The sequence below is a fragment of the Acinetobacter suaedae genome (genome assembly GCF_008630915.1).
Lineage (GTDB): Bacteria > Pseudomonadota > Gammaproteobacteria > Pseudomonadales > Moraxellaceae > Acinetobacter > Acinetobacter suaedae.
The window spans coordinates 2,430,061-2,456,654 of sequence record NZ_CP043909.1 but is presented as its reverse complement, the minus strand read 5'-3'; the positions used below and the strand labels follow the sequence as shown (position 1 = coordinate 2,456,654).

Below are 26,594 nucleotides of genomic sequence, written 5' to 3'. Positions count from 1 at the left end.
ATAGCAGGTCTTATTTTTTTATATGGTATGATATTTATTTAATATTAAATAAATAACCTAATACGTACGGAAAAATTATGTTTTTTAAGAAAAGAATATTAGCTATTTTAGTTGTAAGTAGTTTATTAGTTGCTTGCGGTGGGGGCGGTGGTGCATCTACTGGAAATGATAATAATAAGATTGTTGAAAAGGGTGTTTCGGTAAAAACGATTAAAGAAATATCATTTCGCCCAGAATTATCAGAGTATTCAGTAAGTCTTGATAAAATTATTGCATATGATCAATCTTTAGCGACCTTAAATATTGTAAATAGATTGACTGCATCTACAGTCAGAATTCCGTTATCTGATTCAGCTGAAGTGATAAAGTTAAGCCCAAATGGTAAAAAGGCAATTGTTATTCATCCAAATCACATATCATATATTGATTTGGAAAAAGGCCAATTGCTTAAAACTTTCCCGAATGAAGGACCATATACGGATGGATTTCTTACAGATCAAGGGATTGGGTTCTTTTTAGGCATTAAAGATAGCCAAGCTTTTAGTAATGGTGTGGTGAAGCTTAATTTAAATACTGGTGTTAAAGAACTTCAGTTAAGTTCTAACAATTTTGGATTCTTCTCAGAATTAAAAGGGATTTACTCAGAAAAAACCAATAAAATTATCTTTACATACTTTGATGTTAGTCCGCGAGATTTAATTAGTATAAATCTTGATAAGAGTTCTACAAATGCAATCTCAACCAAGGATTCTCCATATCATGGCGATTATCCAATTGGGGGGAAGTTATTCTTTGACCAAAAACATGAGTATGTTTACAGCAGTGAAGGAACTTATTTTTATACGGCAAACTTGAACTACGGTGGAAGAATAAAAATGTTGCAAGATACATTTATTATTTCATTGATTCAAGATAAGTCTGTTAGTGATTTAAGAGTGTTGCCAGCCGTATATGGGACTTGGGAGCAGGAATTGAACTCTTATGTACCAGGTTATTTGAAATATTCGGGTTACGGTTATGGTGTTGTCACAGCTTATAATTTACCAGAGATTAATGGTGTTCAAAGCTATGGTATGAAATTGTTCCAAACAGCAGATAATAAAACATTAGCATTGGTTCAGATCGGTTCTAGTTTACCTTACGCTGCTAATTTAAAATATTATATTTTAACTTTGCAAGATTGATATTGAGTACATAGGCTTATAGGTACATCCTATAGGCCTTGCTGTCATTATCTCTTCATTTTTCATTCACTAAAATGTCATTAATACGATTTAAGGTAATTCTAGTCATAAGGAGCTTTCATTATGCTAGAAAAATTAAATCAATATCGTCAGACATTGACTCTACCATTACGTCAAAAACAAACTCAGAACCAATTCAGATTTGAGTGGGTTGATAATTTAAAAGAATTACAAGAAGTACAACGTTTTAGAGCAACACAATTTAGCCATCAATTTGGTATCTTGTTTGAAGATGGTCTAGATCAAGATTTATATGATTTTGGCTGTGAGCACGCGGTACTGCGAGAAAAATGGACCGGTGAAATTGTTGCTTATACTCGATTAAAATTATTCCAAGGCAATGAAATTGGGCAAAGCTATAGTGCTCAAGAGTTCGAGATAGTTCCTCATTTATCGCATTTACCGAGTGTTTTAGAAATTGGACGAACGTGCGTACATCCGAAGTTTCGTTCAGGTAAAGCATTATCTACTTTGTGGTTAAATTTGGTGCCGAAAGTGCTTTGGTCGATGCGTGCAAAATATTTAATGGGCTGTGTGAGTATCCATCTTGAAGATAATATCGCACGTGCGTATTACACACATCGTCAGATTCAACAATTAGCAGATCATCAGACCATAGATATTCGTTCGAAACGAGCATTTGAGCCTGAACGTCCAGATTTTAGTTTTCCACAAGATGAGCGTATGCCAAAATTATTCCAAACTTATCTTGGTATGCAATCAAGACTTTCAAAGCAAGCATATTATGATGAGGACTTTAAATGTCTCGATTATTTTGTGTTTTTGGAAGTGAATAAGATCGCAACATCTTTTGTTATGAATAAAATGGTGCAACGTTAATCAGATTCTACTAATAGTAAGCACATATTCAGATTTACAAGCGATCTATACCTCATGCACAATAGGCATAGATGTTATAAAGTTCAAAAGATATGTGCCAACTATTAGGAATGAATTGCGCGACACCCACAGATATCACTTTTTCATTTCGTGGATTTTCTCAACGAGCTGGGGTGACGTCTGATCATAGTGATGGTTTTGGTATTGCTTTTTTTGAAGATAAAGCATGTCGTTTGTTTGTCGATAATCAATCAGCAGTTGAATCACCAATTGCCGATTTGGTTCGAAACTATCCAATAAAATCACGTAATGTGATTGCACATATTCGTAAAGCGACACAAGGTAAAATCACCTTAGAAAACTCTCATCCTTTTTTGCGTGAGCTATGGGGAAGGCATTGGATTTTTGCCCATAATGGGGATTTATATGATTTTAATCCTAAGTTAAGTGGTCGATTTGAGCCCGTTGGAAATACAGATAGTGAACTTGCCTTTTGCTATTTATTAGATCAAATGGTTGAGACCTTTGGATATACTGAACCAAGTTTAGAGGATTTGTTTACGCTCTTAGAGCAAATTTCTCCCCAAATTGCTGAACATGGAACCTTTAATTTCTGTTTATCCAATGGACAAGCATTATTTAGTTATGCGACAACCAAATTGCATTGGTTGGTCCGTGAATATCCTTTTCAGAATGCGCATCTAATTGATTTAGATGTTGAGGTTGATTTTAGTGAGGTAACTACACCAGAAGATAGAGTCGCTGTGATTACCACTGAGCCATTAACTCATAATGAAACATGGACTGCTTATCAGGCAGGTGAAATGATTTTGTTTCAGCATGGTAAACCGGTTAAACATGCTTTAACCCGTGTGGAGCGTTTAATTCGTGAAGCTCAAAATCCAGCATTAAAAAGGATAACGAAAGCTGATCAATATTAGTCATACTTTTCAATAATGATATAAGCTTTATTGTTAAAGTATAACCAAGTGATTTAGTAGTTTTTTAAAATAAATCATATAGATGTCGCTAAGTTGGTTAAAAAATACTTGAGTGTTTTAATAGGTGAAAAAATTAAAATAAATATAAAACAATAGGTTAATTTATTTATTTGAAAAATATGTATAATCTGACAAAAACACTTTGTTTTTATTTCATTATTTTGTCTATATTATGATTCTTATTCAATCAATAACATTGAATTTGGGGATTATGGGGATGAAATGGTCTGTTGATTATAATACTGGTATAGAGGTTATTGATGAGCAACATCGTCGTATCCTCGATTATATTAATCAAATCGATGAGTTAAAGCATTGTAATGATCGCGTAAAAATTAAAGAAGTACTTGATAATATTATTGATTATACTCAGTCTCACTTTACCTTCGAAGAAAGTTTACAAGAAGAAGCAAACTATAAGTATCGTGTTCCACATAAACGTGTACATGATTTATTTATTAAAAAAATAGAAGTGTATCGTGAGCGTTTTGAATTGGGGCATGAAATTGAAACTGAGCTCCATGAGGCTTTGTCAAAATGGTTAATTAATCATATCCGTCATGATGATGCTGATTATGTTGGAGCTGTAAAAGAAAATATGCTCGGAATTATCAAGGAAAATGAAAAGAAAAAAGGTAAAAATTGGTTTTCTAGATTTTTTTCATAATTAGAAGATAATAAAAAAAGCCCCCTTTATTATAGAAAAATAATAAGGGAAATATGAGTGAAAATAAGGGGGCTAATAAAACATAATAATAAATCATGCGCAGCAAATCATCTTTGGATGGTTTGCTTTTTTCTTTCGATATCTTTTGTTTTGATTTTCAAGTCTGAGAAGGGCAAAATAGATTGAATATTTCATTGTAAACTCCATAAAGAAGTGCAGTGAGTTCAAAGATTTTTCAAGGATTGCATTATGCAGGACACAACTCTGTCACGCTGGTTTTCTCCAGTGATGGCGTTTTGCTTATCTTTTGTCATGATTACCACATTGGCCCCAACGGTTGGTATCCAGATTGATCGACAATTGGATTTTTGGTTGCTATGGCTTGGGACAATGTTTTTATTAGCATTACCAATTGGTTATTTAGAAATTGCTTTAGCAAAACGTTCACAAACAACCGCATTACAAGCGCTCTCAGCATTAACGCGTGATGCAGATGCTTCACCAAGATGGCGTATTGTTGGATGGTTGGCTGTTGTGTTTGTAGCGTTCTTTGCAGGAAGTGTATTAACGACAGCAAGTCATGTGGCGAGTCAGCATGTTGCCTCAACGCTTTCCAACCAAGCCTTTTTCGCTATTTTTGCTGTGATTGCATTCGGCCTTTCTTTTGTGTCACGGCAATTGTTAATTGCAGTGACTGCTCTTGGGGTAATTGCTACATTTATACTTGCAAATGTGATGGGAACTGAACTTCCAGCATGGTATTGGACCAATGTTGAGTTCAAAGAGTGGGGCAATGCAACTGTTCTTGCTTTAGTAGCAAGTGGTTTGGGATTGGGTTTATATTGGCAAAATAGTTTATCTGTCGTGAAGAAACAACCTGCTGCGACTACTGCTGTATTACCTATTTGGGTTGCACAATTATTAGCGGTCATTGCATTTGGCTTTTTCTCAGTTCAAGCACAAATCCCTGCTTTAGTTTGGGTATTGGCAGCTATCGTTTCCTCTGCGTTGTTGATACAGCTTGCTAAAGAGCAATTGGCGCAGCGTCAACTCGCTTTAGTGGTTCAATGGGCAGTTATCATTGCCGCAATTGCAGTTTGGTTTGTACCGCAATTACAGCAGTTATTTAATCTTGCTCTCATGTTATGGGGCTTAATCATTTGTCTAATCTATGCCGTTTTTGCGGGTTGGATCATGAAAATTAGCCATCTACGTAAGGCGATGGGATTTAGTAATGAGTTATTTTATAACTTATGGCGTGTTGCAGTACGTTTAGTATTGCCGATTTCTATTGTTATCGCCATGATTGCAGTCATTGGGCAAATTATATAATGGAGCAGCTTAGACAGGTTTGGGTTGCATATGCGACTCCTGAGCAACAATTTCATATTGCAGTCGATTTTATCGATGGAATGACTGCAATGGATGCAATTGAAAAAAGTGAACTTGCTCATTTGCTTCGTTTACCAGAGCCATTACAGCTTGGTATTTTTGGTGTGAAGGTTGAAGCAACAACACTGCTACAGGCTGGTGATCGTGTTGAAATCTATAGAGCATTAACAATTAATCCCAAAGATATTCGGCGTAAACGTGCAGCGCAGAATCCTGTGGGACGGTTTATAAAAGGCAATCGTTTCAAGCAATCAAGTTGATAAATAAAACCCCTCACCAATGATTTGATGAGGGGTTTTATTTTATAGGGAAGCGGTTATAGTGGTGGAGCAGTTAAGATTGCTTCTTTTGATGCTGGCAGGCCAGGTTGTGATTCTGGGATGGTTTCTAAACCTTCGATACGTTCGACATTGCCATCTGCATCAAAGTAAATTTTCAAATGCTGGCCATGTGCAGCAGGAATTTTTGCTTTTTTTGCATAAGTGCCTGGGATATAGTTGTAGATGTAATCCCAACGCTGAGGATTCAGTGGATCTGAAACGGTTGGGCTACCTAACAAGAAACGGACTTGCTGAAAGCTCATGCCGACTTGTACTTGTGCTGCTTGTGCCTTGGTTAAGGGCGTTCCTTGTGGAATGTCAACTTTATAAACACCAAAGACTGAACAACCGCTTAGTACTGAAGTGACGAATAACGTCAGCATGATTTTTTGCATTTTGCTACACTATCCTGATAAATGATGATGCATTTGATCCAAGGATAGATCATACTGCATCTAAACTCTATTTCCTATTCCAACTTAAGATTTGTTGAGAGACCTTTTTTCATGCCTATTTCCAATCAAGACTTACGCAAAGCTGGACTTAAAGTCACCCTTCCTCGTATTAAGATTTTGGAATTATTAGAAAATTCAAAACAACACCATTTAAGTGCTGAAGATATTTATAAAACTTTGCTTGAACAAGGCGAAGACGTAGGTTTAGCGACGGTTTACCGAGTGTTAACACAATTTGAGGCAGCTGGGATTATTCAGCGCCACCATTTTGAAAATAATCACTCTGTTTTTGAGATCATGCAAGAAGATCATCATGATCATTTAGTTTGCCTGAACTGTAATAAAGTGATTGAATTTACTAATGATATTATTGAAAGTGAACAACATGCAGTTGCAGATCAGCATGGTTTCACACTCACAGGACATTCATTGAATTTATATGGCTATTGTAATGATAATGAATGCCAAGAAGCTTATCGTAAAAAATAAGCACAATTTCGTTAAAAATGAATAGGTTCACTAAACATGAACAAACAAAAAAGGAAGGTTACAAAAACCTTCCTTTTTTGTTTAATTATTGACCATCAAAGGTAATGTTGCGGCTTGCATTCAATAATTGATCGGCACCTTCTTCGGATAACTTGATGGTGAGACGTAAGTCATTTGGTGAGTCTGCATGTTTAAGCGCATCTTTGTAAGTGATTTGTCCTGCTTTATAAAGATCAAACAAAGCTTGGTCAAAGGTTTGCATACCTAATTCACGAGAGCGTTTCATTAGATCTTTGATCTCATGAATTTCACCCTTACGGATATAGTCGGCTAATAATGGGGTATTAATTAAAATTTCAATCGCAGCTCGACGTGCATTTCCGTCAGGTGTTGGAATCAATTGTTGAGCAACCAATGCCTTTAAGTTAAGGGATAAATCCATATACAACTGGCTATGACGATCTGCTTCAAAGAAGTGAATAATACGATCGAGGGCTTGGTTGGCGTTGTTCGCATGCAGGGTGGCGAGGACTAAATGACCCGTTTCAGCAAAGGCGATCGCATAGTCCATGGTTTCGCGTGAACGAATCTCACCAATCAAAATGACATCTGGCGCCTGACGAAGTGTATTTTTTAATGCAACTTCAAAAGATTCTGTATCAATCCCGACTTCACGTTGCGTCACAATACAGCCAGCATGTTGATGGACAAATTCAATTGGATCTTCGATGGTAATAATATGCCCTTTAGAATTTTGATTGCGATAACCAATCATTGAAGCTAATGAGGTTGATTTACCCGTACCTGTTGCACCAACGAAGATAATAATACCTCGTTTAGTCATCGCAAGTTCTTTGAGTACTTCTGGTAACTTTAAATCATCCATGCTTGGAATATGGGTTTCAATTTTACGTAAAATCATTCCAGGCATATCGCGTTGCTGAAATGCACTGACACGAAAGCGTGCTGTTTTTTCACGATTGGTAATCGCAAAGTTACATTCGTGTGTCTCCGCAAACTCCTCACGTTGTTTGTCACTCATAATTGAATTGACAAGTTGCCCCACAATATCCGCAGATAACTTGGTTTTAGAGACAGGCACAATTTGCCCGTTAATTTTCATTGATGGTTCAACATCAGCAGTGATGAATAAATCAGATGCATTTTGTTGAATCATCAAATTGAGTAAATCATTAAAATCCATGTTTTTTCTCTAATCAGTTTTATATTTTTTATAGGAATGATTCTGGTTGTTTTGCGACAGTACGTGCTGTTTGTGGACTAATAAGACCTTTAGATACAAGACTTTTTAGACTTTGATCTAAGGTCGTCATACCATAGTTAGCACCTGTTTGAATTGCAGAATACATTTGCGCGACTTTGTTTTCACGGACGAGGTTACGAATCGCTGGAATTCCGATCATGATTTCATGCGCTGCAACACGACCGCCGCCATTTTTTTTCAATAAGGTTTGAGAAATTACTGCTTGTAATGACTCAGAGAGCATAGCACGAACCATGTCTTTTTCTTCAGCAGGGAATACATCGATGACACGGTCAATGGTTTTTGCCGCTGAGGTGGTATGCAGTGTACCAAATACGAGGTGACCTGTTTCTGCTGCGGTGAGCGCAAGGCGAATGGTCTCTAAGTCACGCATCTCACCAACTAGAATAATATCTGGATCTTCACGCAGTGCTGAACGTAGTGCCTCGTTAAAACCATGCGTATCACGATGCACTTCACGTTGGTTAATTAGGCATTTTTTTGATTGATGTACAAATTCGATTGGATCTTCGACTGTTAAGATATGGTCATAACGATTTTCATTAATATAGTCGATCATCGCAGCCAAGGTGGTTGATTTACCAGAACCAGTAGGCCCTGTGACCAGTACGATGCCACGTGGATAGTCACAAATTTCTTTGAAAATTGTGCCTAAACCCAAGTCTTCCATGGTTAAAACTTTCGATGGAATGGTACGGAATACTGCACCAGCACCACGGTTTTGGTTGAATGCATTCACACGGAAACGGGCGATGTTTGGAACTTCAAATGAAAAGTCTGTTTCAAGGTCTTCTTCGAAATCACGACGTTGCTTGTCATTCATAATGTCGTACACTAAACGGTGTACATCTTTATGTTCTAATGCTGGTAAGTTAATGCGACGAACTTCACCATCGACACGAATCATCGGTGGCATACCTGCTGAAAGGTGTAAATCTGAAGCACCGTTTTTCACTGAAAAGGCGAGTAATTCTGTAATATCCATAATTTCCCCGAAACAAATTAAAATGTCTCATTATTTTGTAGAATAATATACGGCTTTCATTCAGGCTTACCAACACCTTATAGAATGTGGAAGCAAAAAAAGATTTCATAAGTGAGAACTGTGTCAATGAATCAATCGCAACAAGCCCATCAACACGTTTTGAGTCTAATAGAGCAAGCATGTCAGCATGTTCATCGTGATCCTAAATCTGTGCAGTTGTTGGCTGTATCAAAGACACATCCGAGTCAGAGTTTGCGAGAGATGTATCAGATTGGACAGCGCTGTTTTGGTGAAAATTATTTGCAAGAAGCCTTAGAAAAAATTGAAGAATTACAAGATTTACAGATCGAATGGCACTTTATTGGTCATGTTCAACGAAATAAAACCAAGCATTTGGCTGAAAAATTTGACTGGGTGCATGGAGTAGATCGCCTAATTATTGCTGAGCGTTTATCGAATCAACGCCTAGATAGCTATAAACCATTAAACATATGTCTACAAATCAATATTGACGGACAAGACTCTAAAGATGGTTGTCAGCCAGAAGAGGTTGCTGAATTGGTAAAACAAATTAGCCAACTGCCAAATCTACGTTTACGTGGTTTGATGGTTATTCCAGCACCTGATAATATTGCTGCATTTGTTGATGCTAAAACTTTATTCGATCAAGTCAAATCATTACATGCACAACCGCAAGATTGGGATACCTTGAGTATGGGCATGTCTGCTGATTTGGATGCTGCAATTGCTGCAGGGTCAACCATGGTGAGAGTTGGGACTGCGTTGTTTGGGAAGAGGGATTATTCAGCTTAGTCTTGATTATCATCTAATTCGGTGAGATAACTCCAGAATTTAATATGTTTTGGAGTTTCCTGTGCTTGATTATAGAGCTTTTTATCGAGATTAAATTCATTACAAAAGTAATTTATTAGGTTTGTTCCATAATAAATAATATCTGTTTGCATTATTGAAAACACAGGATTTCCGCTTTCAAATGGTGTGGTGGGAATATAACGATGAGCATAAATTGGGATCATTTGCGGATAAGCCTTAAAATTATCCTCAAATATTGCCAGACGGTCTGAGATTTCCTCTGGTGCTGCTCCCCATCGATCTAACCAAAAGCCGTTTTGAATATCGAACGCAATTCCTTCCTGAGGCCAACTGAGTTTTTCCATAAGAATATGTTTTGCTTTATCTTTATAAAGTGCTTCTCTCCAATGAGGAAATTCCCATTCATTTTCCGATATAGGCAGTCCATGCTTTAAAAAATCCTTCAAATCAGGAGGAAAGTGGAATGCAAAAAGTTGTTCTATTGCTTCAAGTTCTAAACTTGTGAGGCCGACTTGAAAGCAGATTCCTTTATTTAACATTTCATTGTGCAGTAATTGGATATTCATTTTCACCCCACCACTTCAATCCGACTTGATCCTGAACCAATCGGCTGTACCTGAATCTGCACAGGGATACGTTCATGCATTTCCTGAATGTGTGAGATTAAAATGACCTTACGTCCTTGGCTTTGCAGTTGATCGAGTGCATTCATCACCATATTTAAGGATGATGCATCCAAGGTGCCAAAGCCCTCATCAATAAACAGCGATTCGATTTTCATCGAACCTGATGCCATATTGGCAATCGCCAATGAAATGGCGAGGGCAGTGAGGAAAGATTCCCCACCAGACAAAGAAGCAACTGAACGAGTTTCGCCATCCATATCATGATCAATAATGGCAAGACTGAGTGAGTTATCCAAACGTTTTAAAGTATAGCGTTGAGACAACATCGACAGTTGTTGATTGGCATATTCAAGTAAAATATCGAGATTGTATTGTTGGGCTAAATCACGGAATTCTTTACCTTTTGAATCGCCTATAATACTAGAAATTTTATTCCAACGATGTTCTTGTTGCTGGATCTGTTGAATCTGATCGGCAAATTGCTTTTGTTTGGCTAAGTTTTGTTGATGCACTTCCAATTGAAGTTTAAGTTGATCTCGTTGATCTGTTGTCTGTTGCAAAATTTCTTGATTGGCATTTATCAATTCAGTGAGTTGTTCAACCTGAATATTGGGTTCTGATTGAAGATGTACATTCAACTGTTCTTGCATGGTTTTCAGTGCAGAATTTGCTTCACTCAAAGCACGATCCGCTTGTTGTATTGCATTTCGAATCTGCTGTTCTTGAGTTGATGAAATCGCAAGTAATTCGCTGAGTTGATCTTCTGCAAAATTTTGCTGCTGAGCTAACCAATTAGTGATTTCAGTTTTACATTGTTCAAGAGAACCATGATTCTGTTGTTGCTGTGCTTTGAGTTGTTCAAGTATATTTTTCTGCTGCTCATAATTCTGACGAGCTTGTTCAAAACGCTGCTTTAACTGCTGATACTGGTTCTGCAATTGCTGACGTTGTTGATCATGCTGTTGTAACCATTCATTGGCTTTGATTTCAGCTGAACCTGTCATCGTTATAATCAGTTGGTTAGCAGCATCAGTATTTTGTTTGCCTTTAATTTCGATGTCTTTTAATTGTTGCGCGCACTCTGCTTGTTGCGTAGTGAGTCCTGCCAAATTGGTCTTTAATACATTCAACTGCTGATCAATTTGGTCTTTTTGTTTGATGAGTGATTCTGCATGCTCTAGTTGTTGGCTACGTTGTTGCAATGCCTTTAATACGTGTTGTGAGAATGACGCGCCTTGTTTAGACCAAGCAGTTTTATCGTCTCTATTGAGACAATCTACGATATGCTGAATCTGTTGCTCTAAGTGCTCTATGGTTTGGAGTTGATGACGCGTATTTTGAATGTTTTGATTGAGCACATGCTGATCTTTATTGGCTTGATTAAGTTGTAATAATTCCTTTTCAAGCTGCTGTTGAGCCTGTGATGTTTCTAAAACGAATGTTTGCATCTGAGCCCTGATGCTATTTTCATTTGGGGCATTCTCAGTGAGATTGAAATCGAGTTGAATATTCAACTGTGATAAATGTTGCTGTAACAGTTGATCGTGGGTTTTTAATTTGTCATGCAATTGCTGCAACTGCTGTTGCAATTGATTGTGTTCAGTATGGCTTTGGGTGAATTGTTGTTGAGCTTTTTGCCAAAGTTGGAAAAGCTGTTGTTCCTGTTGAATCGCTTGCTGTTCTTGTTGTTGCTGTAAGGCATATAATGTTTTAGAGATTTGGCTCTCGTCATCACGATAAGGATGTTCAGTACTGCCACAGACAAGGCAGGCTTCACCGTGCTTGAGTTCAGCACGTAGATGTTCAATATTTTCAGCATGTAATAGACGTTGTTGTTGCAAAACCAGTTGTAGTTTCTCACGTTCAGTTTTAGCAGCGTGATAATCTTGTTCAGTTTTTTTGCTGCATTGTTCTAGCTGTTGAACTTGCTTTTGTAGAGCTTCAAATTTGTTTTGCTGCGTAAGCACTTCATTTTTTAATTCAAAATAATGCTGAAGTTTTTGTTGAATTGCATCCAATTGATTGATGCGAATTTGTTGGGTTTCTTTTAGTTTCGACTGTTGCTCAATACGCTGTTCAATTTGTTGGGTGACACCAAATTGAGTAACTAAATTGTTGAATGTGTTTTGATCTTGCTCAAGTTGAGTCTGTGCTTGTTGAATAGAGCCTAACGTGTTTTCTACTTTTTGATATTGCTGAATAAATTGCTTGAGTTGTTGAATATGGGCATTTAAGCCTTTATCCAAAGGGGCGTATTGAGCACTGTGTTTTAATTGTTCTAAGCAAGCCGTATGTTGCGCACTCAAGTTTCGAATGCTTTGTTCAAGCTGTTGTTGTTGCTCGATGAGTGGTTGCTGCTGACTTTCCAATTGAGTCAGTCGAATTTTGGTTTTCTTATATTCTTCAGCAATATAGTCACGTTCTTGCACAAACTTGCGAACTTGTGTCAGTTCAGTTTGATGCTTTTGCTCGAAATCTTGAAATTGATTGAGTGTTGTTTCTACTTGTGTATAAAGCGTTTTTTGTTGCTCAAATTGACTGGTTAAAGCACTAAACTCATTGTGCTTTTGTTGAATTTGTGGCGCGAGTTGTTGTAATGTTTTTTGCAATTGTTGTTGTTGAAATACAATAGGGCGTATCTCAGAAAACGTCTCTAATTGACCCAGTAATCGGCGTTCTTTGGCAATGTTTTCTTGCGCTTTAAGTTGCAGATCATACTGTTGCTGTTTCAATCCAATTTCAAGGTTGATTTTATTGCGTTGTTCAAACCATTGTTGTTGTTGCTTGAATTGATTTTTTTCATTTTCAAGTTGTTGCACGTGTTGCTGTAGCTGTTGGAATTGCTGTTGTAACTCAGCGATTTCTTCATCAGAACGAATTTCAATATGACCTAAAACACTTTCTAATTTTTCTCGTTGTAAGCGAACTTCTTTGGTTTTTTCAAAAGCCAATTGCCCAATTTTGGCAAAAATACTTGAGTTGGTGAGGTACTCTAAGAGTTCACCACGTTCATTATCACGTGCTTTTAAAAAAGCGGTTACTTCGGATTGTGCCAGTAACACGGCGCGCGTAAATTGTTCAAAACTGAGCTGCGTAATTTGTTGAATGTGCGTTTCGACGGCTTTGGTTTTATCTGCGACAACTACGCCATCGGTGAGGCATTTCAATGAGCGTTGTACACTTTGTAATTTACCATTGGCATTTTCACGGGCACGTTTAATTTCCCAACGTGCTAAATAATGTTTTTGATCCTGTGCGACAAAACACAGCTCAGCAAATCCATGACCAGTACCACGACGTAATACAGTGAGAGGAGAGTTGGTTAACAATTCTGAACCATCTACATCTAACAATTTGCCATCACTGTCTTTGAGTCTCGGAATTTTATTAAATAGGGCAAGACACATCGCATCTAAAATGGTGGATTTACCTGCACCCGTTTTTCCTATAATGGCTATCAATCCAGCATGTGCTAAAGGCTCACTTTCAAAATCAATAAAATGCTCACCTGCAAGAGATGCCAGATTTTTTAGTCGAATGGATAAAATTTTCATGGCAAATCCTTAAACTGTTTGACCATCTTCAAGTTTTTTCTCTGCTTCAGCAACTAAGCTTAAAAAGTCTTTGGTGACTTCATCATCAGCGCTGTAGCCTTTTTTCTCCCAAATTTGTTGAAACAGTTTTTCGGGTGTTGGTGGTTCTAAACTGATTTTTGATTCGCTCTCAGCATTAGTTTCATTAGATAAATATTGTCTTGAAATTCGCACTAAACGGTAACGATCTTTAGGTAGGGCATCTTCAAATTGTTGTCTAAGATTTGGCTGGGGAGGCGTTGCTGTGTGATATTCAATATCGACATATTCACGATGATCAATACATTCAATGACACCTTGTGGCAGATTTTTGAGCCGCTGCATGACGTCGTTGAGTTCACCTTTAATTTTGTGTAATTGAATCGCTCGCGGAATGGCAATTGCCTCAAACTCAACTTGATTGTCAGTTGCATTGGGATCGATCGTGACTTCAACCACTTGGTGTTTATAGTTAATTTCACTAAATGATAAAGGGATCGGAGAGCCACTATAACGAATGTGATCATGTCCGACTTTTTGTGGTTTATGCAGATGCCCTAAAGCCACATAATTTATCTCGTCGTCAAACAGCGTGGTTGAAAGCGCCTCTTCATTACCAATAATAATTGGGCGTTCAGAATCTGAGGTTTCACCACCTTGCATATGCGCATGTGACATCAGAATTAAAGCTTGATTATCGATTTTACGGCGTTTTGCTTCAGCGATTAAATGTTGATGCAGATAAGCAATCGCATTTTGACTGTTAGTCGTGTGTTCATTAAAGCCTGTGATTTCAGCTGAACGTAAGAAAGGCAGTGCAATACACCATGCGACAATCTGTTTTTGCTCATCATAAATCGGCAAAATTAAACGATCTAAATCTAAGCTTTTATCTTCATTCCAGCGAATCACTCCGACTGTTTTGGCATTGTATTTTTCAAGTAAGGGTTCAACTTGTTCAATGCGATAGCCTGAGTCATGATTTCCTGCGATCATCAATGTTTGCATCTGTGGTGCAAGATCATGCGCATCGGCAAGGAATTGATAAAGCTGTTTCTGTGCTTGTGAACTCGGATTGATCACATCAAAAATATCACCTGCAATGAGTAAAGCATGTGGTTGTTTAATTTTGATTTGCTCAAGTAACCATGCAAGAAATTGTTCATGTTCGTAGTGGCGGGAATGGTTGTAAAAAAACTGTCCCAGATGCCAGTCAGACGTATGAAAAAAACGCACGGTCATGAAATGGAAAACCCCAAAATTTTGAATAGGGATAAGGTAGCATAAATTACTGCTAGAAAATGCTTACTGTGCTTTGAATGTAGGATGTCCGGTCAAATAGAATCTATGACTGTTCAGCAAAGTAGTAGAATACTTTGCTGAACGTTTTATATCGTGGTTTTGAAAATTAATGATGTAAGTCGTTTTCCATTTTCCAAGGCAATGTTTTTGGCGAAATATGCAAGAAATGAAGGTATTTTTCAAATTGATTCAAAATATCATTAACCAATGAGTTTTGATCGAATCCATAAACATCATAAGCACGTCCTCCACGGAGTAAGAAAACCTCAGCGCGATAATATTTTTCTTGGTTCGCGTATTCTTTAGTTTTTAACTCTTTCATATAGGTAGGAGTCGTGTACTCACACATCCGAATTTCATAGACAAATTCGACATCATTGGGTTCGGATAGTTTGAGCTGGATGCGTGAATTGACATCATCATAAATCAATTCAAATGGCCAATCTTTGTCTTGAAATCCTTGTTTAACTGCTTCCATGCTTTGATATGCTGTCGATGCAATAAACTCACGAACTTGCTCTTGTGTTGGGAAAGCGACTAAATAATTGAGACGCCGTTGTATGAGTGCTTGAGGATCATCATGTTTGGTTGAACTATGTTGTGTAGGTTGATGGTGGACTAAACTTGTATTTCGATGTTGCTCAATAACTAAGGCTCTACATAATCCAATAATTGCGATGAGCATAATAATGGTAAAGGGCAAGGCACTCACAATGGATGCTGTTTGTAAGGCGGTCAATCCACCTGCAAGTAATAAAGCTGAAGCAATCAACCCTTGTGTTGTTGTCCAAAACACACGTTGCCAAATCGGTGTATTTGTAACACCACCTGAACTTAATGAATCAATGACTAAAGATCCAGAGTCCGCAGAGGTCACAAAGAAAGTAATAATTAGAATTACACTTAAAAAGGATAATAAAGCAGTGAACGGTAAATGTTCGTAGAGCTTAAATAGCGCTATTGCTTTGTCCTGCTGCACATCTTGAACAAGAGAGTGGTAGCCTTCGACCAAAATTAAATGGAGTGCTGTATCTCCAAATACAGAAAACCATAAGAAGGTAAAAATGGTTGGGATGAGCATGATACCAACGATGAACTGTCGGATCGTCCGACCTCGACTAATTTTGGCAATGAATATGCCGACAAAAGGTGCCCATGAAATTGTCCATCCAAAGATAAATAATGTCCAGTTACCAATCCAGTCATTGGCAGTGTAAGCCTGTAAGTTAAAAGTTCTCTCTACCAAATTACTTAAATAGCTTCCTGTATTTTCAACGAATGTTTGTAAAATGAATAATGTTGGTCCAACTACAAAGACAAAAATCATCAGTGCAATGGCTAATCCAATATTGAGTACGGAAAGGCGTTTAATTCCTTTATCCATACCTGCAACCACCGAAAAAGTCGCCAATAATGTGATAATTAAAATGGTTACAATCTGAACTGGAATACTGACGGGAATTGTAGGTAATAAATAATTCATCCCTGTATTAATTTGGGTGACAGATAAGCCAAGTGTGGTTGCTATACCAAACAATGTACCCAACACTGCAAAAGTATCTACAGTATGTCCCATCCAGCCATTTATTCGATTTCCGATCAAAGGGAAAAGTGTGGAACGCATGGCAAGTGGTAATCCATGCCGGAATGTGAAGTAAGCCAGTGACAAACCAACTACCCCATAAATTGCCCAAATATGAAATCCCCAGTGGAAATAGGAAATTTGCATTGCTTGTTTTGCTGCTTCAATTGTTCCAGGAGTTCCTTGAGGTGGGGCACTAAAGTGTAAGACAGGCTCTGCTACCCCAAAAAATAGTAGAGCGATACCATAACCGGCGGAAAACAGCATAGCAAACCATGATAAGAAGCTATATTCAGGTTCTGCATGATCTGGACCGAGCTTGATATTTCCCCAGTTACTCATTGCGATTCCAACGATAAAAATGAGAAATGTTGCAACGGCAAGCATATAGAACCAACCAAAGGTGTTGGTTACATAGTTAAGAACTTCTGAGAAAAATTGTCCTGCTAATTCAGGATTACTAATCGTACCGAGTAGAACTAAGACGATAACGATAATGGTTGGAATAAATACGGGAAATAAAATTGCGGTTTTTAGAAAACCTTTTGTATCTGTAGATGTCATATAAAACCTTGCGAATTCGATATTCTTTTTAAATTTCTAAGTCGATCGAGCGTTTATATAACATCAGTGATAAATGATATTGCGTTTGAATCTATAAGAATTTGAGTGTGCTTGAGCAAACATAATTTTCTTCATGTTGAACATAATATCGTCAAACAATGAATTGTACAAATCCACCAGACCTGAAAAACAAGTAGTTAAATAAAATGAAAAGAGGTCATAGATAATAAAAAAACATCTAAGTGTTTGTAATTATGCTGATTCAAGGTCCGATTTTTTAGGATTGCATCATCGCTATTTCTAGACCCATGATGTATCGATTATTAAATTGATGGTTTTGTTGTAAGCTGAATCTATGACCATACACGATATACATTGATCATTTTAAAATGGTCAACTAGTTTGATATTGAAATAATTAAATAAAAGGAAGAAGAAAATGAGTTTAGGGAAAGTAAGCCGTGAAATTATTGATCATATTATGTTGATCGGTTTAGATCGGGTGGCAAAACGTAATGCATTTGATAGTCATATGATTGAGGATTTATCTTTAGCATTAACAGAATATGAGAATCATCCTGAATTACGCTGTGCTGTCATTTTTGCGCATGGTGATCATTTTACTGCTGGTCTAGACCTAGTGGAATTACAACCTAAAATTCCACATGGCATTTTTAATTTTGAAGAAGCACAAATCAATCCTTGGGGCGTTGGTGGTCGACATAGAACCAAACCAGTTGTGGTTGCAGTACAGGGTTTTTGCTATACCGCTGGTGTTGAGTTAATGCTGAATGCCGATGTGGTGATTGCTAGCGAAGACACGATATTTGGTCAACTCGAAGTATTACGTGGAATTATGCCTTTTGGCGGTGCGACGATTCGTTTTGTACAGGCAACTGGTTGGCAAAAAGCCATGCCTTATTTGCTTACAGGCAAAACCTTTGATACTCAAAAAGCCAATGAGTTGAATCTTGTTTCTGAGGTAGTAGAAAAAGGTAAGCAACTTGAGCGTGCAATCGAAGTTGCCAAAGAGATTTGCATTGCTGCGCCGCTTGCTGTGCAGGCTTTGTTAGCTTCGGCAACAGATGGTGTAACTTTAGGACAGACGGTTGCTTTTAATAAAATGGATAATTACCTCAAACCATTATTTGAATCTGAGGATGCTCAAGAGGGTGTTCGAGCCATGCTTGAAAGACGTTTACCACAGTTTAAAGGTCGATGAAATAGCGGCTGACTTGGTACGGTAGTTTATATTGCATTCTCATCTATTTCACATATACCAAAGACATTATTGTCTAGGTCGAGAAAATAGCCTTGCCAACAACGATCAGGAATCGCAAATTTTTCCATGGCGACGATACCACCCAAGCTTAAAATTCTAGCTGCGGTTTCGTCAAAATTGTCTACTTCAATAGTACAGGTATAGGCATTGGTACCGCATTCTGTTGGTGGTGTAGTAACAGGACGTTTTAACAGCCCCCCGTGAATCCCTTTTGTTTCGATACGATAATATTCAATGGGTAAACCTTCGACTTTTTCAAAATTCCAGCCAAAAATAGATTGATAAAAAGCAGTATCTCGTTGTGGGTTTGTAGATTGGATTTCAAAATAAATGATGCTATTCATAATTTTATCCGTTTTATTTTTTTGGGTATTATAAAAAAATAAAACCGACGATTCGAGTGATGAGAAATCGTCGGTCAAAATCTTTATCAAAAGTTCTGGCTGCTAACAAAACCATTGTTAAAGATGGAGAGTCATAATGAAAGGTCACCGAAAAAAACTGCGGATGCCGTGCAATGTTCGTCGGTTGCTGCGACCTTATACCCTATATAACGACATGAGTTTGGCTTTGGTTGACATTAAAATGAAAAAAAATTGAAAAAAACTTATAATTATTTTTCGAAACCAATCTTATAAGGTTATCTGTATGATTTCATTGCGTTTGTATTATTTATGGTTTTTTATAATTTGTTTGGTTTTGACTTTGCTCACAGGTGTACTGGCAGCATTTTTACCAAATAGTATAGGTGGTATCCTCACCGCAATGCCTTATTTGATTGCGATCATTTTAGTTTTATTCAAGTTTTTAAGACAACAGCGCCGTGCACCAACAGCTCAAGAGCAGAAACGGTTTACATTGGTTTTCTCTTTGATTTTTTGGGGATATAACCTGATCGGTTTGATGGCTGGACTATATTTCTTTTCGCGAAGAGATCCCCAAGTATGGCAAAATTTCTTATTGTACTTACAAGAACCTAAGTTCTTACTTACTGTTTTAGCCATGTGGTTGATGTTAGCCATCCCATTATATCTGATCACCTATTGGTTTTATGGTAAACAAGCACAACGTATGGCAGCTAAAATGTTTGCTTAATTTAAGCTGACTTGTAATTCTTCGATATTCTGCTATAGCTATTTATAATAAGTATTATGCTGAGCAGGCCGTACCATGCAAAAAATGACGGTATTGGTAACAGGTGGGAGTGGATTTATTGGCTCTCATCTTTTACCTTTTTTATTAGAACAGCAATATCATGTGATCGCACTGACACGACAAAAGCAAAAAGTATCTCAACACCCCCAGCTTAGATGGGTCAATGATTTAGAACAAATAACCACCTCAAAAATAGATTTTGTAATTAATCTTGCGGGTGAAAATATCGGTGAAAAGCGTTGGACTGAAAAACGTAAACAGCAATTGATTGAAAGTCGAGTCAACATGACGCAGCGGCTGTATGACTGGTTAGAGCGTCAAAATATTTATCCAAAGTGCATTATTTCAGGTTCAGCGATCGGTTATTACGGGATTGATCCACAAGAACAATGGACTGCAATCTGTGATGAAAATACCCCCGCACAAGCGATTTTTATGTCTGAATTGTGTCAGGCATGGGAGCAAACAGCACTTAAATTTAGACAGCAAAATACTAAAATTATCCGTTTAGGTGTTGTTTTTGGTCGTGGTGGAGGCATTCTGCCGCAAATGCTTTTACCAATTAAACTGAATATGGTTGGAAAAATTGGTACAGGGCAACAACCTGTTGTCTGGGTGCATATTCAAGATGTATTAGATGCAATTTTATTCTTGATGCATTTAGACAGCGCTCAAAAAATTTATAATGTGGTCGCACCAGAGTTGACAAATCAGCAGCATTTTATGCAAACAGCATCTAGGCTATTAAAACGTAAGCCATTTATTCCTATGCCAAAATGTGTTTTTGAAATCATTTTGGGTGAACAGTCTCAGTTGATCTTGAACGGGCAATATGTCCAGCCTCAAGCCTTATTGACACATGGTTTTAGATTTAACTATCCAAGTTTACAAGATGCCTTAACTCAGATTCTCACGGATTGCTAATTGAGCACATGCCAATCGGTCAGGTGAGTAGGCGTGTGGGTCAACAAAAGTTTTTTGGTCTAACATGAGCTGCGCCAAGAGTTTTGCTGATCCTGCACCCATACATAGCCCATTGCGGAAATGCCCGAAATTTGCCCAAAGACGATTCAGCTCAGGCATCGCACCGATGTAGGGGATGCCATGTGGCGAACTTGGACGTAAACCGGCCCAGCGTTTTACAATCGGGAATTGTGCTAACTCAGGGACCATTTCCAAACAAGCAGATAAAATATCTTGTTGGGTTTGTGCATCGACGGCTGTACTAAATCCGCATTCAGACATACTTGATCCACAAACAATATGTCCGTCCTGACGTGGGATTAAATACATGACGCGATTCATACACATCGTCGGTAACCAATTCTCAGGGCTTTTAAATAACAACATTTGACCTTGTACAGGATGTACAGGAATCTTTCGCTGAACTTGTTGTTGCCAATAATTGCTCCATGCACCTGAAGTGAGTACCACCTGATCAGCAAAATATTGTTGATGATCTTCAGTTTCTATACCGTGAACGGTTTTATTTTTAATGATCAGTTTCTCAACGATACAATGTTCAAAAAAGCGAACGCAAGGATGTTGCTTTAAATAATGAATCAAAGATTGTAATAAGCGAGGATTGCGAACATTGGCAAGTTGAGGAAAGTAAATTGCTTGATCAAACTGTTTTGAAATATGTGGATTTACGGTTTCGAGCTGTATGCGATTGAGCAGATCACATTGCTGCATCGGTTCATTGTGTTGTGTCGCGTAATTTAATCCAGTTTGAAAATCTTCTTGATCGAAGATCAACATACCTGTGTTGTGGATTTGAAAATCTATACCTGTAATTGGGTAGAGTTTTTCATTCCATGATTGATAGAGTGATTTGCCGTATTGGGCAAGTTGATTGACCTCTGGTGCATATCGCCAAGGATACATTGGAGAGAGGATGCCACCACCTGCCCATGATGCGGCCTGACCAGCTTGTTGTTGATCAAAAATATCGACGGAACAGCCGTGTTCAGCAAGCTCAAGTGCAGTCATTAAGCCGCTAATTCCTGCACCAATGATGGCAATATGCATAATAAAGGTAAACCAAAGTCATAGTTTAATTTCAGCTTAATTTAAACCATTTTAAATTACTAAAATTAAGAGCATGGCGGAGTCATGCCGAGTTTATATCGTATTGCAGGATAAGCTTTCAGCTGGACTTACTTTGGTTTCGCCCAAATGAGAAGCAACGCTTCGCAAGAAAGGCATCTTGCGCTGCTATATCGCAGCTCACCACAAAACTCGTTGACTGTCATTTGCTTGATTAATAGATCGCAGAAACAATACATTTTTAAATGTAGTCCTGTCTCGAACAGTTGCGGATGACTTTTCTGAGTATCCAATCTCAGTATAAGGTTTTATACTGAAGTTATATTAATCATTTCATCTCTTTCAGTTTACGAGCTGCTTCTTCAGCAAAATAGGTCCAGATACCATCTGCACCTGCACGACGGCAGCACATCAATGATTCTAAAATCACACTGTCAGATAACCAACCATTTTGAATCGCGCCCGCAAGCATGGCATATTCGCCACTCACCTGATAGATGAATGTCGGCACGCCAAAAGTGTCTTTCACCTCACGAACGATATCAAGATAAGGCATACCCGGTTTGACAATCACCATGTCTGCGCCTTCTTGAATATCAAGGGCGATTTCATGCAATGCTTCGGCACGGTTGCCGATGTCCATTTGGTAATTATATTTATTGCCGCCTTTTAAGTTGCTTGCTGAACCGACTGCATCGCGGAAAGGACCATAAAAGCTTGATGCGTATTTTGCTGAATACGCCATGATGTTGGTATAAATAAAACCATTTTGTTCCAACGCTTGGCGAATGGCAGCAATTCGTCCATCCATCATGTCACTTGGGGCAACTACATCTGCACCCGCTTCCGCATGACTTAGTGCTTGTTTGACTAAGCATTCAACTGTTTCATCATTTAAGACATAACCTGTCTCGTCAATAATACCGTCTTGACCATGTGTTGTATAAGGATCAAGTGCGCCATCTGTGATGAGTACCATTTCTGGTAGTTCTTTTTTTAATAAACGGCAAGTGGTTTGCACTAGACCATTTTCATGCCATGCCGCTTCTGCGGTTAAGCTTTTGTCTTCTTGGGGGGTAACAGGGAAGAGTGCCAGTTTTGAAACACCCAGTTCTAATAAGCTTTCGGCTTTCTTGAGCAGTAAATCAGCTGATAGACGTTGCACATTTGGCATGCTCGGAATGTCTTGTGTTTGTTGTTGTCCTGGCAATACAAATACTGGATAAATCAAGTGATCGGTCGTGAGTTGTGTTTCACTGACCATTGCTCGGAGTTGGTCGTTTTTACGGATACGGCGCATGCGAGTCGCAGGGAACGCGGGACGATTGAACGTATAAGTCATAACAATCTCGATGTTCAGTATTACACTATAGGTATAATTGAGTTTTGTAAGTCATGCTAGGGAGAGCTTAGCAGCTTAAGTCAATTAAAAACTTCGCTATTGTAGCCCTATATTTTTAGATTTGTACAAAATAATGGGGTTATTTATCGTTCCCTTGGATGTTATCAGCGTATGAATGATGTAAAGAGAAACTGGACTGGAAATATTCAATTAGGCGTAAAAGCTGATCATGATGTAGTCTTGAAACAGCTCTGCAAAGCATTTAATGCCTGTCCTTTTTTTAGGTACAGTGGCATGGTCATGCGTGTGGTAGATGATCAGATCGAAGGGTATTTTGAAATGCAGCCTGAATTGATCGGCAATGTGGCATTCCAAATTTTGCATGGTGGTGTGGCTGCAACGATGTTAGACAGTATCGGTGGGGTCGTTGCGATGGAGCAACTTTACCGTCGTTCATCACCTGAAGATTTACCAGATACGATTAAAAAAGTCTCACGCTTGGCGACAGTGGATATGCGAGTGGATTACCTATCGCCTGGTCGAGGTAAATATTTTATTGCTCGTGCAGAAACCTTACGTCTAGGGCGTAAGGGATGCACGATGCGTATGACCATGGTCAATGATGAAGAGAAACCGATTGCAACGGCTATTGCTTCTTATGCATTCTAAGTTTGAAATTGAATATGAAAGCGTCTTGTGGCGCTTTTTTTATGCTAAAAAATCTACGAAAAATAATTATAAATATTAACAATTTAATGTTTTTGCAGTGGCATTGCTGATTTTCAGAGTAGTTAAAGCATCTTATATGTCTTTTGAGTTCAATTTTAACATTCAGTTAAGTTTCCAAAATTAAGCTGATCGGCTGATTAAACCAAAAGTTAAAAAGTCGTTTTAATTTTCAGGAATAACGTATGAATGATGCTCAAGCAAATCAGCAGAATATAAGTTCAGATGTTGCAACAGACAATGCAATGAAAGTAAAGCGTAAAAAATTTCTTGGGTTCTTTATGCTTATTCTGATTCTCGCTGCTATTTTGTATGCAATTTGGGCATTGTTTTTCAATCATTCGGTAAGTACAGATAATGCATATGTTGGTGCAGAAACCGCACAAGTGACCTCAATGGTTAACGGGCAAGTGGCTGAAGTGCTGGTTAAAGATACGCAACAGGTCAAACGGGGTGATGTATTGGTCCGAATTGATGAGCGTGATGCCAAAATTCAGTTAGCGCAAGCACAAGCTGAACTAGCCAAAGCACAGCGTCAATACAAACAAAGCCAAGCCAATAGTCGTTCTTTAAATTCGCAAGTGGTGGTGCGTAATGACGAAATTAGTAGTGCACAAGCACAAGTCACTAAAGCTCAAGCAGATTATGACCGTGCTTCATTAGAACTCAAACGTCGTAATGAGTTGGCTGCTACGGGAGCAATTTCAAAGGAAGAATTGAGCAAGGCACAAAGTGCGGTATCAACCGCGAAGGCGAGCCTTGAGTTGGCAGAAGCAGGTTTGGCTCAGGCAACTTCAAGTCGTAAAGCTGCCGAAAGTACCTTGGCGGCAAATGAAGCGTTGATTCAGGGTGTAAATGAGGCTTCAACACCTGACGTTCTTGTGGCAAAAGCACATGTCGATCAAGCACAACTTGATTTAGAACGGACGCTTATCCGCGCGCCTGTTGATGGTGTGATTGCACGCCGTAATATCCAGATTGGACAACGTGTTGCACCAGGTACCGTGATGATGTCTGTTGTCCCAGTTTCTGATTTATATGTAGATGCCAATTTTAAAGAAAGCCAACTTGCCAAAGTAAAAGCTGGGCAAAAGGTTTCTTTAACCTCAGATCTGTATGGTGGTGATGTGATTTATCACGGGACAGTGCAAGGTTTTTCTGGGGGTACTGGTGCAGCTTTTGCATTGATTCCAGCTCAAAATGCAACAGGTAATTGGATTAAGGTGGTACAGCGTTTGCCTGTGCGAATTTCGCTTGATCCTAAAGAACTGGCTGAACATCCATTGAGGGTGGGGTTGTCGATGCAAGCGGATATTGATCTCGCATCGAAGTAATCAGCTATGAAAACTCAAAATCCTTTTGCTGAACTGAGTGGTGGGCGCTTACTGCTTGCTGCTTTTGTCATTGCACTTTCAAATTTTATGGTGGTCTTAGATACCACAATTGCCAATGTTTCAGTTCCACATATTACAGGGAATTTGGCTGTTTCCAGCTCACAAGGCACATGGGTGATTACCTCTTATGCTGTTGCGGAAGCGATCTGTGTGCCCTTAACGGGATGGTTAGCAGGACGCTTTGGTACCGTTCGTGTTTTCATCTTTGGATTAATTGGTTTTACTATTTTTTCATTCCTTTGTGGCTTGGCGACTTCACTGGAAATGTTGGTGTTTTTCCGCATCGGACAGGGGGTATGTGGTGGTCCACTCATGCCTTTGAGCCAAACTTTGTTGATGCGGATATTCCCACCAGAAAAGCACTCACAAGCCATGGGTCTTTGGGCGATGACGACCGTGGTTGGGCCGATTTTAGGGCCTATTCTTGGTGGTTTAATTAGTGATAATTTGTCTTGGCATTGGATATTCTTTATTAATATTCCTGTCGGTATTTTCTGTGTATTCGCTGCAAGTCGTTTATTAAAAGTGGCTGAAACCAAAACTGAAAAACTACGGATTGATGCGATAGGTTTAGGTTTGTTGGTGCTGTGGATCGGAGCATTGCAGTTGATGCTTGATCTTGGACATGAGCGAGATTGGTTTAACAGTAGCAGTATTATTATGCTCGCTCTAGTCGCCGTAATCGGTTTCATCGTGTTCATGATTTGGGAGTTGACCGAAAAGCATCCTGTTGTAAATTTATATGTGTTCCGGCATCGTGGTTTTAGCATTTCTGTACTTGCTTTAGCCTTTGGCTTTGGCTCATTCTTTGGCAGTATTGTTTTGATTCCCCAATGGTTACAAATCAACTTGGGCTATACCGCTACATGGGCAGGTTATCTGACTGCAACTATGGGGTTTGGTAGTTTAACCATGTCGCCGATTGTGGCAAAACTGGCAACGAAATACGATCCACGTGCATTAGCCAGTTTTGGTTTAGCCTTGCTGGGTGTCGTGACTTTGATGCGCGCATTTTGGGTCACAGATGCCGATTTTATGGCGTTGGCATGGCCACAGATTTTGCAGGGTTTTGCTGTACCATTCTTCTTTATTCCTCTGTCCAATATTGCGATGGGTTCAGTCTTGCCTCAAGAAATGGCATCTGCAGCAGGTTTAATGAATTTTTTAAGAACGATGGCAGGAGCAATCGGCGCATCTATTGCTGTCACGATTTGGGATGATCATGCCAAAGTCACGCGTAGTGAAATGGTCAATAGCTTACATCCGCAGGACGTACAGAATACTTTGATGCAAAATGGGTTTTCCTCTGATGCAACTCTAGGCATGATTGCAAATTTGGTAGATAAAGAGGCCATTACTATCTCAGCCAATCATGTATTTATGATTCTGGCTATTGTGTTTGCATTTGCCAGTATTTTGATTTGGTTAAATCCTAAACCGAAGCGGATAACAGAGAATTTACCCACACACTAACAATTTAGAGAGAAAT

The 26,594-nt window shown here is 38.6% G+C and carries 24 protein-coding genes; 14 read left to right on the top strand and 10 right to left on the bottom strand.

Annotated features, from left to right (window positions below; translation table 11 throughout):
- Positions 1-77: 77 nt before the first annotated feature.
- From F2A31_RS11330 to F2A31_RS11305, 6 genes are all read left to right on the top strand, one after another.
- Positions 78-1,184 (top strand): hypothetical protein, encoded by a 1,107-nt coding sequence (locus tag F2A31_RS11330; RefSeq protein WP_150026465.1) that lies wholly within the window; start codon positions 78-80, stop codon positions 1,182-1,184.
- Between the two features lie 123 nt (positions 1,185-1,307).
- Positions 1,308-2,084: a GNAT family N-acetyltransferase gene (locus F2A31_RS11325; protein WP_150026464.1), complete on the top strand. Its 777-nt coding sequence runs from the start codon at positions 1,308-1,310 to the stop codon at positions 2,082-2,084.
- Between the two features lie 92 nt (positions 2,085-2,176).
- Positions 2,177-3,025 (top strand): class II glutamine amidotransferase, encoded by an 849-nt coding sequence (locus tag F2A31_RS11320; protein ID WP_150026463.1) that lies wholly within the window; start codon positions 2,177-2,179, stop codon positions 3,023-3,025.
- A gap of 271 nt (positions 3,026-3,296) precedes the next feature.
- Positions 3,297-3,752, top strand: coding sequence for a bacteriohemerythrin (locus tag F2A31_RS11315; RefSeq protein WP_150027793.1), 456 nt, complete (start codon positions 3,297-3,299; stop codon positions 3,750-3,752).
- Between the two features lie 249 nt (positions 3,753-4,001).
- Entirely contained in the window at positions 4,002-5,084 is a 1,083-nt protein-coding gene (locus F2A31_RS11310; RefSeq protein ID WP_150026462.1) for an SLC5/6 family protein, read from the top strand.
- The gene (locus F2A31_RS11305; protein WP_150026461.1) at positions 5,084-5,404 is read left to right on the top strand and encodes an RnfH family protein; all 321 of its coding nucleotides are present in this window, start codon (positions 5,084-5,086) and stop codon (positions 5,402-5,404) included. Before F2A31_RS11310 ends, F2A31_RS11305 begins: the two co-directional genes overlap by 1 nt.
- 56 nt (positions 5,405-5,460) lie before the next feature.
- Here the strand turns inward: F2A31_RS11305 and F2A31_RS11300 are convergent, their stop codons facing one another.
- On the bottom strand, positions 5,461-5,859 hold the full coding sequence (locus tag F2A31_RS11300; protein ID WP_150026460.1) for an outer membrane protein assembly factor BamE: 399 nt from the start codon (positions 5,857-5,859) through the stop codon (positions 5,461-5,463).
- 111 nt (positions 5,860-5,970) lie between these two features.
- Here F2A31_RS11300 and fur point away from each other — a divergent pair, with 111 nt between their 5' ends.
- The gene (gene fur, locus F2A31_RS11295; protein WP_075316014.1) at positions 5,971-6,408 is read left to right on the top strand and encodes a ferric iron uptake transcriptional regulator; all 438 of its coding nucleotides are present in this window, start codon (positions 5,971-5,973) and stop codon (positions 6,406-6,408) included.
- Positions 6,409-6,493: 85 nt separating this feature from the next.
- On the opposite strand, the gene F2A31_RS11290 is transcribed toward fur, so the two are convergent.
- Positions 6,494-7,612 carry a PilT/PilU family type 4a pilus ATPase gene (locus tag F2A31_RS11290; protein ID WP_150026459.1) on the bottom strand — a complete coding sequence of 373 codons (1,119 nt, stop codon included), beginning with the start codon at positions 7,610-7,612 and terminating at the stop codon, positions 6,494-6,496.
- Positions 7,613-7,640: 28 nt separating this feature from the next.
- Positions 7,641-8,678 (bottom strand): type IV pilus twitching motility protein PilT, encoded by a 1,038-nt coding sequence (locus F2A31_RS11285; RefSeq protein ID WP_004638216.1) that lies wholly within the window; start codon positions 8,676-8,678, stop codon positions 7,641-7,643.
- A gap of 126 nt (positions 8,679-8,804) precedes the next feature.
- Between F2A31_RS11285 and F2A31_RS11280 the strand changes: the two genes are divergently transcribed.
- Complete coding sequence (locus tag F2A31_RS11280; protein ID WP_150026458.1) at positions 8,805-9,491, top strand: YggS family pyridoxal phosphate-dependent enzyme; 687 nt, start codon at positions 8,805-8,807, stop codon at positions 9,489-9,491.
- Here the strand turns inward: F2A31_RS11280 and F2A31_RS11275 are convergent.
- The 4 genes from F2A31_RS11275 to F2A31_RS11260 form a co-directional block, all read right to left on the bottom strand.
- Positions 9,488-10,078 carry a hypothetical protein gene (locus F2A31_RS11275; protein WP_150026457.1) on the bottom strand — a complete coding sequence of 197 codons (591 nt, stop codon included), beginning with the start codon at positions 10,076-10,078 and terminating at the stop codon, positions 9,488-9,490. The two genes, F2A31_RS11280 and F2A31_RS11275, sit on opposite strands and share 4 nt — an antisense overlap.
- A gap of 2 nt (positions 10,079-10,080) precedes the next feature.
- Entirely contained in the window at positions 10,081-13,692 is a 3,612-nt protein-coding gene (locus tag F2A31_RS11270) for an AAA family ATPase (protein ID WP_150026456.1), read from the bottom strand.
- A gap of 9 nt (positions 13,693-13,701) precedes the next feature.
- On the bottom strand, positions 13,702-14,952 hold the full coding sequence (locus tag F2A31_RS11265) for an exonuclease SbcCD subunit D (RefSeq protein WP_150026455.1): 1,251 nt from the start codon (positions 14,950-14,952) through the stop codon (positions 13,702-13,704).
- A 166-nt stretch (positions 14,953-15,118) separates the two neighbouring features.
- Complete coding sequence (locus F2A31_RS11260; RefSeq protein WP_150026454.1) at positions 15,119-17,158, bottom strand: BCCT family transporter; 2,040 nt, start codon at positions 17,156-17,158, stop codon at positions 15,119-15,121.
- A gap of 438 nt (positions 17,159-17,596) precedes the next feature.
- On the opposite strand from F2A31_RS11260, the gene F2A31_RS11255 reads away from it, so the two are divergent.
- Entirely contained in the window at positions 17,597-18,379 is a 783-nt protein-coding gene (locus tag F2A31_RS11255) for a crotonase/enoyl-CoA hydratase family protein (protein ID WP_150026453.1), read from the top strand.
- Between the two features lie 26 nt (positions 18,380-18,405).
- Here F2A31_RS11255 and F2A31_RS11250 read toward each other — a convergent pair whose 3' ends face one another.
- Positions 18,406-18,783 carry a VOC family protein gene (locus F2A31_RS11250; RefSeq protein WP_150026452.1) on the bottom strand — a complete coding sequence of 126 codons (378 nt, stop codon included), beginning with the start codon at positions 18,781-18,783 and terminating at the stop codon, positions 18,406-18,408.
- Positions 18,784-19,087: 304 nt separating this feature from the next.
- Between F2A31_RS11250 and F2A31_RS11245 the strand changes: the two genes are divergently transcribed.
- Together F2A31_RS11245 and F2A31_RS11240 are read left to right on the top strand one after the other, a co-directional pair.
- Positions 19,088-19,534 carry an ABZJ_00895 family protein gene (locus F2A31_RS11245; protein ID WP_100833388.1) on the top strand — a complete coding sequence of 149 codons (447 nt, stop codon included), beginning with the start codon at positions 19,088-19,090 and terminating at the stop codon, positions 19,532-19,534.
- Positions 19,535-19,609: 75 nt separating this feature from the next.
- Positions 19,610-20,518, top strand: a complete 909-nt coding sequence (locus tag F2A31_RS11240; RefSeq protein WP_150026451.1) for a TIGR01777 family oxidoreductase — start codon at positions 19,610-19,612, stop codon at positions 20,516-20,518.
- Here the strand turns inward: F2A31_RS11240 and thiO are convergent.
- Both thiO and hemB read right to left on the bottom strand, forming a co-directional pair.
- Entirely contained in the window at positions 20,492-21,625 is a 1,134-nt protein-coding gene (gene thiO, locus F2A31_RS11235; protein ID WP_150026450.1) for a glycine oxidase ThiO, read from the bottom strand. The genes F2A31_RS11240 and thiO overlap by 27 nt on opposite strands.
- Before the next feature lie 346 nt (positions 21,626-21,971).
- A complete protein-coding gene (hemB, locus tag F2A31_RS11230) occupies positions 21,972-22,985 on the bottom strand; it encodes a porphobilinogen synthase (protein WP_150026449.1) in 1,014 nt (337 codons plus the stop codon).
- Between the two features lie 171 nt (positions 22,986-23,156).
- Here hemB and F2A31_RS11225 point away from each other — a divergent pair, with 171 nt between their 5' ends.
- From F2A31_RS11225 to F2A31_RS11215, 3 genes are all read left to right on the top strand, one after another.
- Positions 23,157-23,654: a thioesterase family protein gene (locus F2A31_RS11225; RefSeq protein WP_150026448.1), complete on the top strand. Its 498-nt coding sequence runs from the start codon at positions 23,157-23,159 to the stop codon at positions 23,652-23,654.
- Between the two features lie 242 nt (positions 23,655-23,896).
- Positions 23,897-25,045 carry an HlyD family efflux transporter periplasmic adaptor subunit gene (locus F2A31_RS11220; RefSeq protein ID WP_150026447.1) on the top strand — a complete coding sequence of 383 codons (1,149 nt, stop codon included), beginning with the start codon at positions 23,897-23,899 and terminating at the stop codon, positions 25,043-25,045.
- A 6-nt stretch (positions 25,046-25,051) separates the two neighbouring features.
- Positions 25,052-26,578: a DHA2 family efflux MFS transporter permease subunit gene (locus F2A31_RS11215; protein ID WP_150026446.1), complete on the top strand. Its 1,527-nt coding sequence runs from the start codon at positions 25,052-25,054 to the stop codon at positions 26,576-26,578.
- The last annotated feature ends 16 nt before the right edge of the window (positions 26,579-26,594 follow it).

Bases quoted from the DNA above. Each gene is read 5' to 3' on its own strand.
- F2A31_RS11285 (WP_004638216.1), bottom strand. From the start codon at position 8,678: ATGGATATTACAGAATTACTCGCCTTTTCAGTGAAAAACGGTGCTTCA.
- F2A31_RS11240 (WP_150026451.1), top strand. From the start codon at position 19,610: ATGCAAAAAATGACGGTATTGGTAACAGGTGGGAGTGGATTTATTGGC.
- F2A31_RS11260 (WP_150026454.1), bottom strand. From the start codon at position 17,158: ATGACATCTACAGATACAAAAGGTTTTCTAAAAACCGCAATTTTATTT.
- F2A31_RS11325 (WP_150026464.1), top strand. From the start codon at position 1,308: ATGCTAGAAAAATTAAATCAATATCGTCAGACATTGACTCTACCATTA.
- F2A31_RS11245 (WP_100833388.1), top strand. From the start codon at position 19,088: ATGATTTCATTGCGTTTGTATTATTTATGGTTTTTTATAATTTGTTTG.
- F2A31_RS11290 (WP_150026459.1), bottom strand. From the start codon at position 7,612: ATGGATTTTAATGATTTACTCAATTTGATGATTCAACAAAATGCATCT.
- F2A31_RS11315 (WP_150027793.1), top strand. From the start codon at position 3,297: ATGGGGATGAAATGGTCTGTTGATTATAATACTGGTATAGAGGTTATT.
- F2A31_RS11270 (WP_150026456.1), bottom strand. From the start codon at position 13,692: ATGAAAATTTTATCCATTCGACTAAAAAATCTGGCATCTCTTGCAGGT.
- hemB (WP_150026449.1), bottom strand. From the start codon at position 22,985: ATGACTTATACGTTCAATCGTCCCGCGTTCCCTGCGACTCGCATGCGC.
- F2A31_RS11330 (WP_150026465.1), top strand. From the start codon at position 78: ATGTTTTTTAAGAAAAGAATATTAGCTATTTTAGTTGTAAGTAGTTTA.
- F2A31_RS11280 (WP_150026458.1), top strand. From the start codon at position 8,805: ATGAATCAATCGCAACAAGCCCATCAACACGTTTTGAGTCTAATAGAG.
- F2A31_RS11215 (WP_150026446.1), top strand. From the start codon at position 25,052: ATGAAAACTCAAAATCCTTTTGCTGAACTGAGTGGTGGGCGCTTACTG.
- F2A31_RS11255 (WP_150026453.1), top strand. From the start codon at position 17,597: ATGAGTTTAGGGAAAGTAAGCCGTGAAATTATTGATCATATTATGTTG.
- F2A31_RS11300 (WP_150026460.1), bottom strand. From the start codon at position 5,859: ATGCAAAAAATCATGCTGACGTTATTCGTCACTTCAGTACTAAGCGGT.
- thiO (WP_150026450.1), bottom strand. From the start codon at position 21,625: ATGCATATTGCCATCATTGGTGCAGGAATTAGCGGCTTAATGACTGCA.
- F2A31_RS11320 (WP_150026463.1), top strand. From the start codon at position 2,177: ATGTGCCAACTATTAGGAATGAATTGCGCGACACCCACAGATATCACT.
- F2A31_RS11250 (WP_150026452.1), bottom strand. From the start codon at position 18,783: ATGAATAGCATCATTTATTTTGAAATCCAATCTACAAACCCACAACGA.
- F2A31_RS11305 (WP_150026461.1), top strand. From the start codon at position 5,084: ATGGAGCAGCTTAGACAGGTTTGGGTTGCATATGCGACTCCTGAGCAA.
- F2A31_RS11310 (WP_150026462.1), top strand. From the start codon at position 4,002: ATGCAGGACACAACTCTGTCACGCTGGTTTTCTCCAGTGATGGCGTTT.
- F2A31_RS11275 (WP_150026457.1), bottom strand. From the start codon at position 10,078: ATGAATATCCAATTACTGCACAATGAAATGTTAAATAAAGGAATCTGC.
- F2A31_RS11220 (WP_150026447.1), top strand. From the start codon at position 23,897: ATGAATGATGCTCAAGCAAATCAGCAGAATATAAGTTCAGATGTTGCA.
- F2A31_RS11265 (WP_150026455.1), bottom strand. From the start codon at position 14,952: ATGACCGTGCGTTTTTTTCATACGTCTGACTGGCATCTGGGACAGTTT.
- fur (WP_075316014.1), top strand. From the start codon at position 5,971: ATGCCTATTTCCAATCAAGACTTACGCAAAGCTGGACTTAAAGTCACC.
- F2A31_RS11225 (WP_150026448.1), top strand. From the start codon at position 23,157: ATGAATGATGTAAAGAGAAACTGGACTGGAAATATTCAATTAGGCGTA.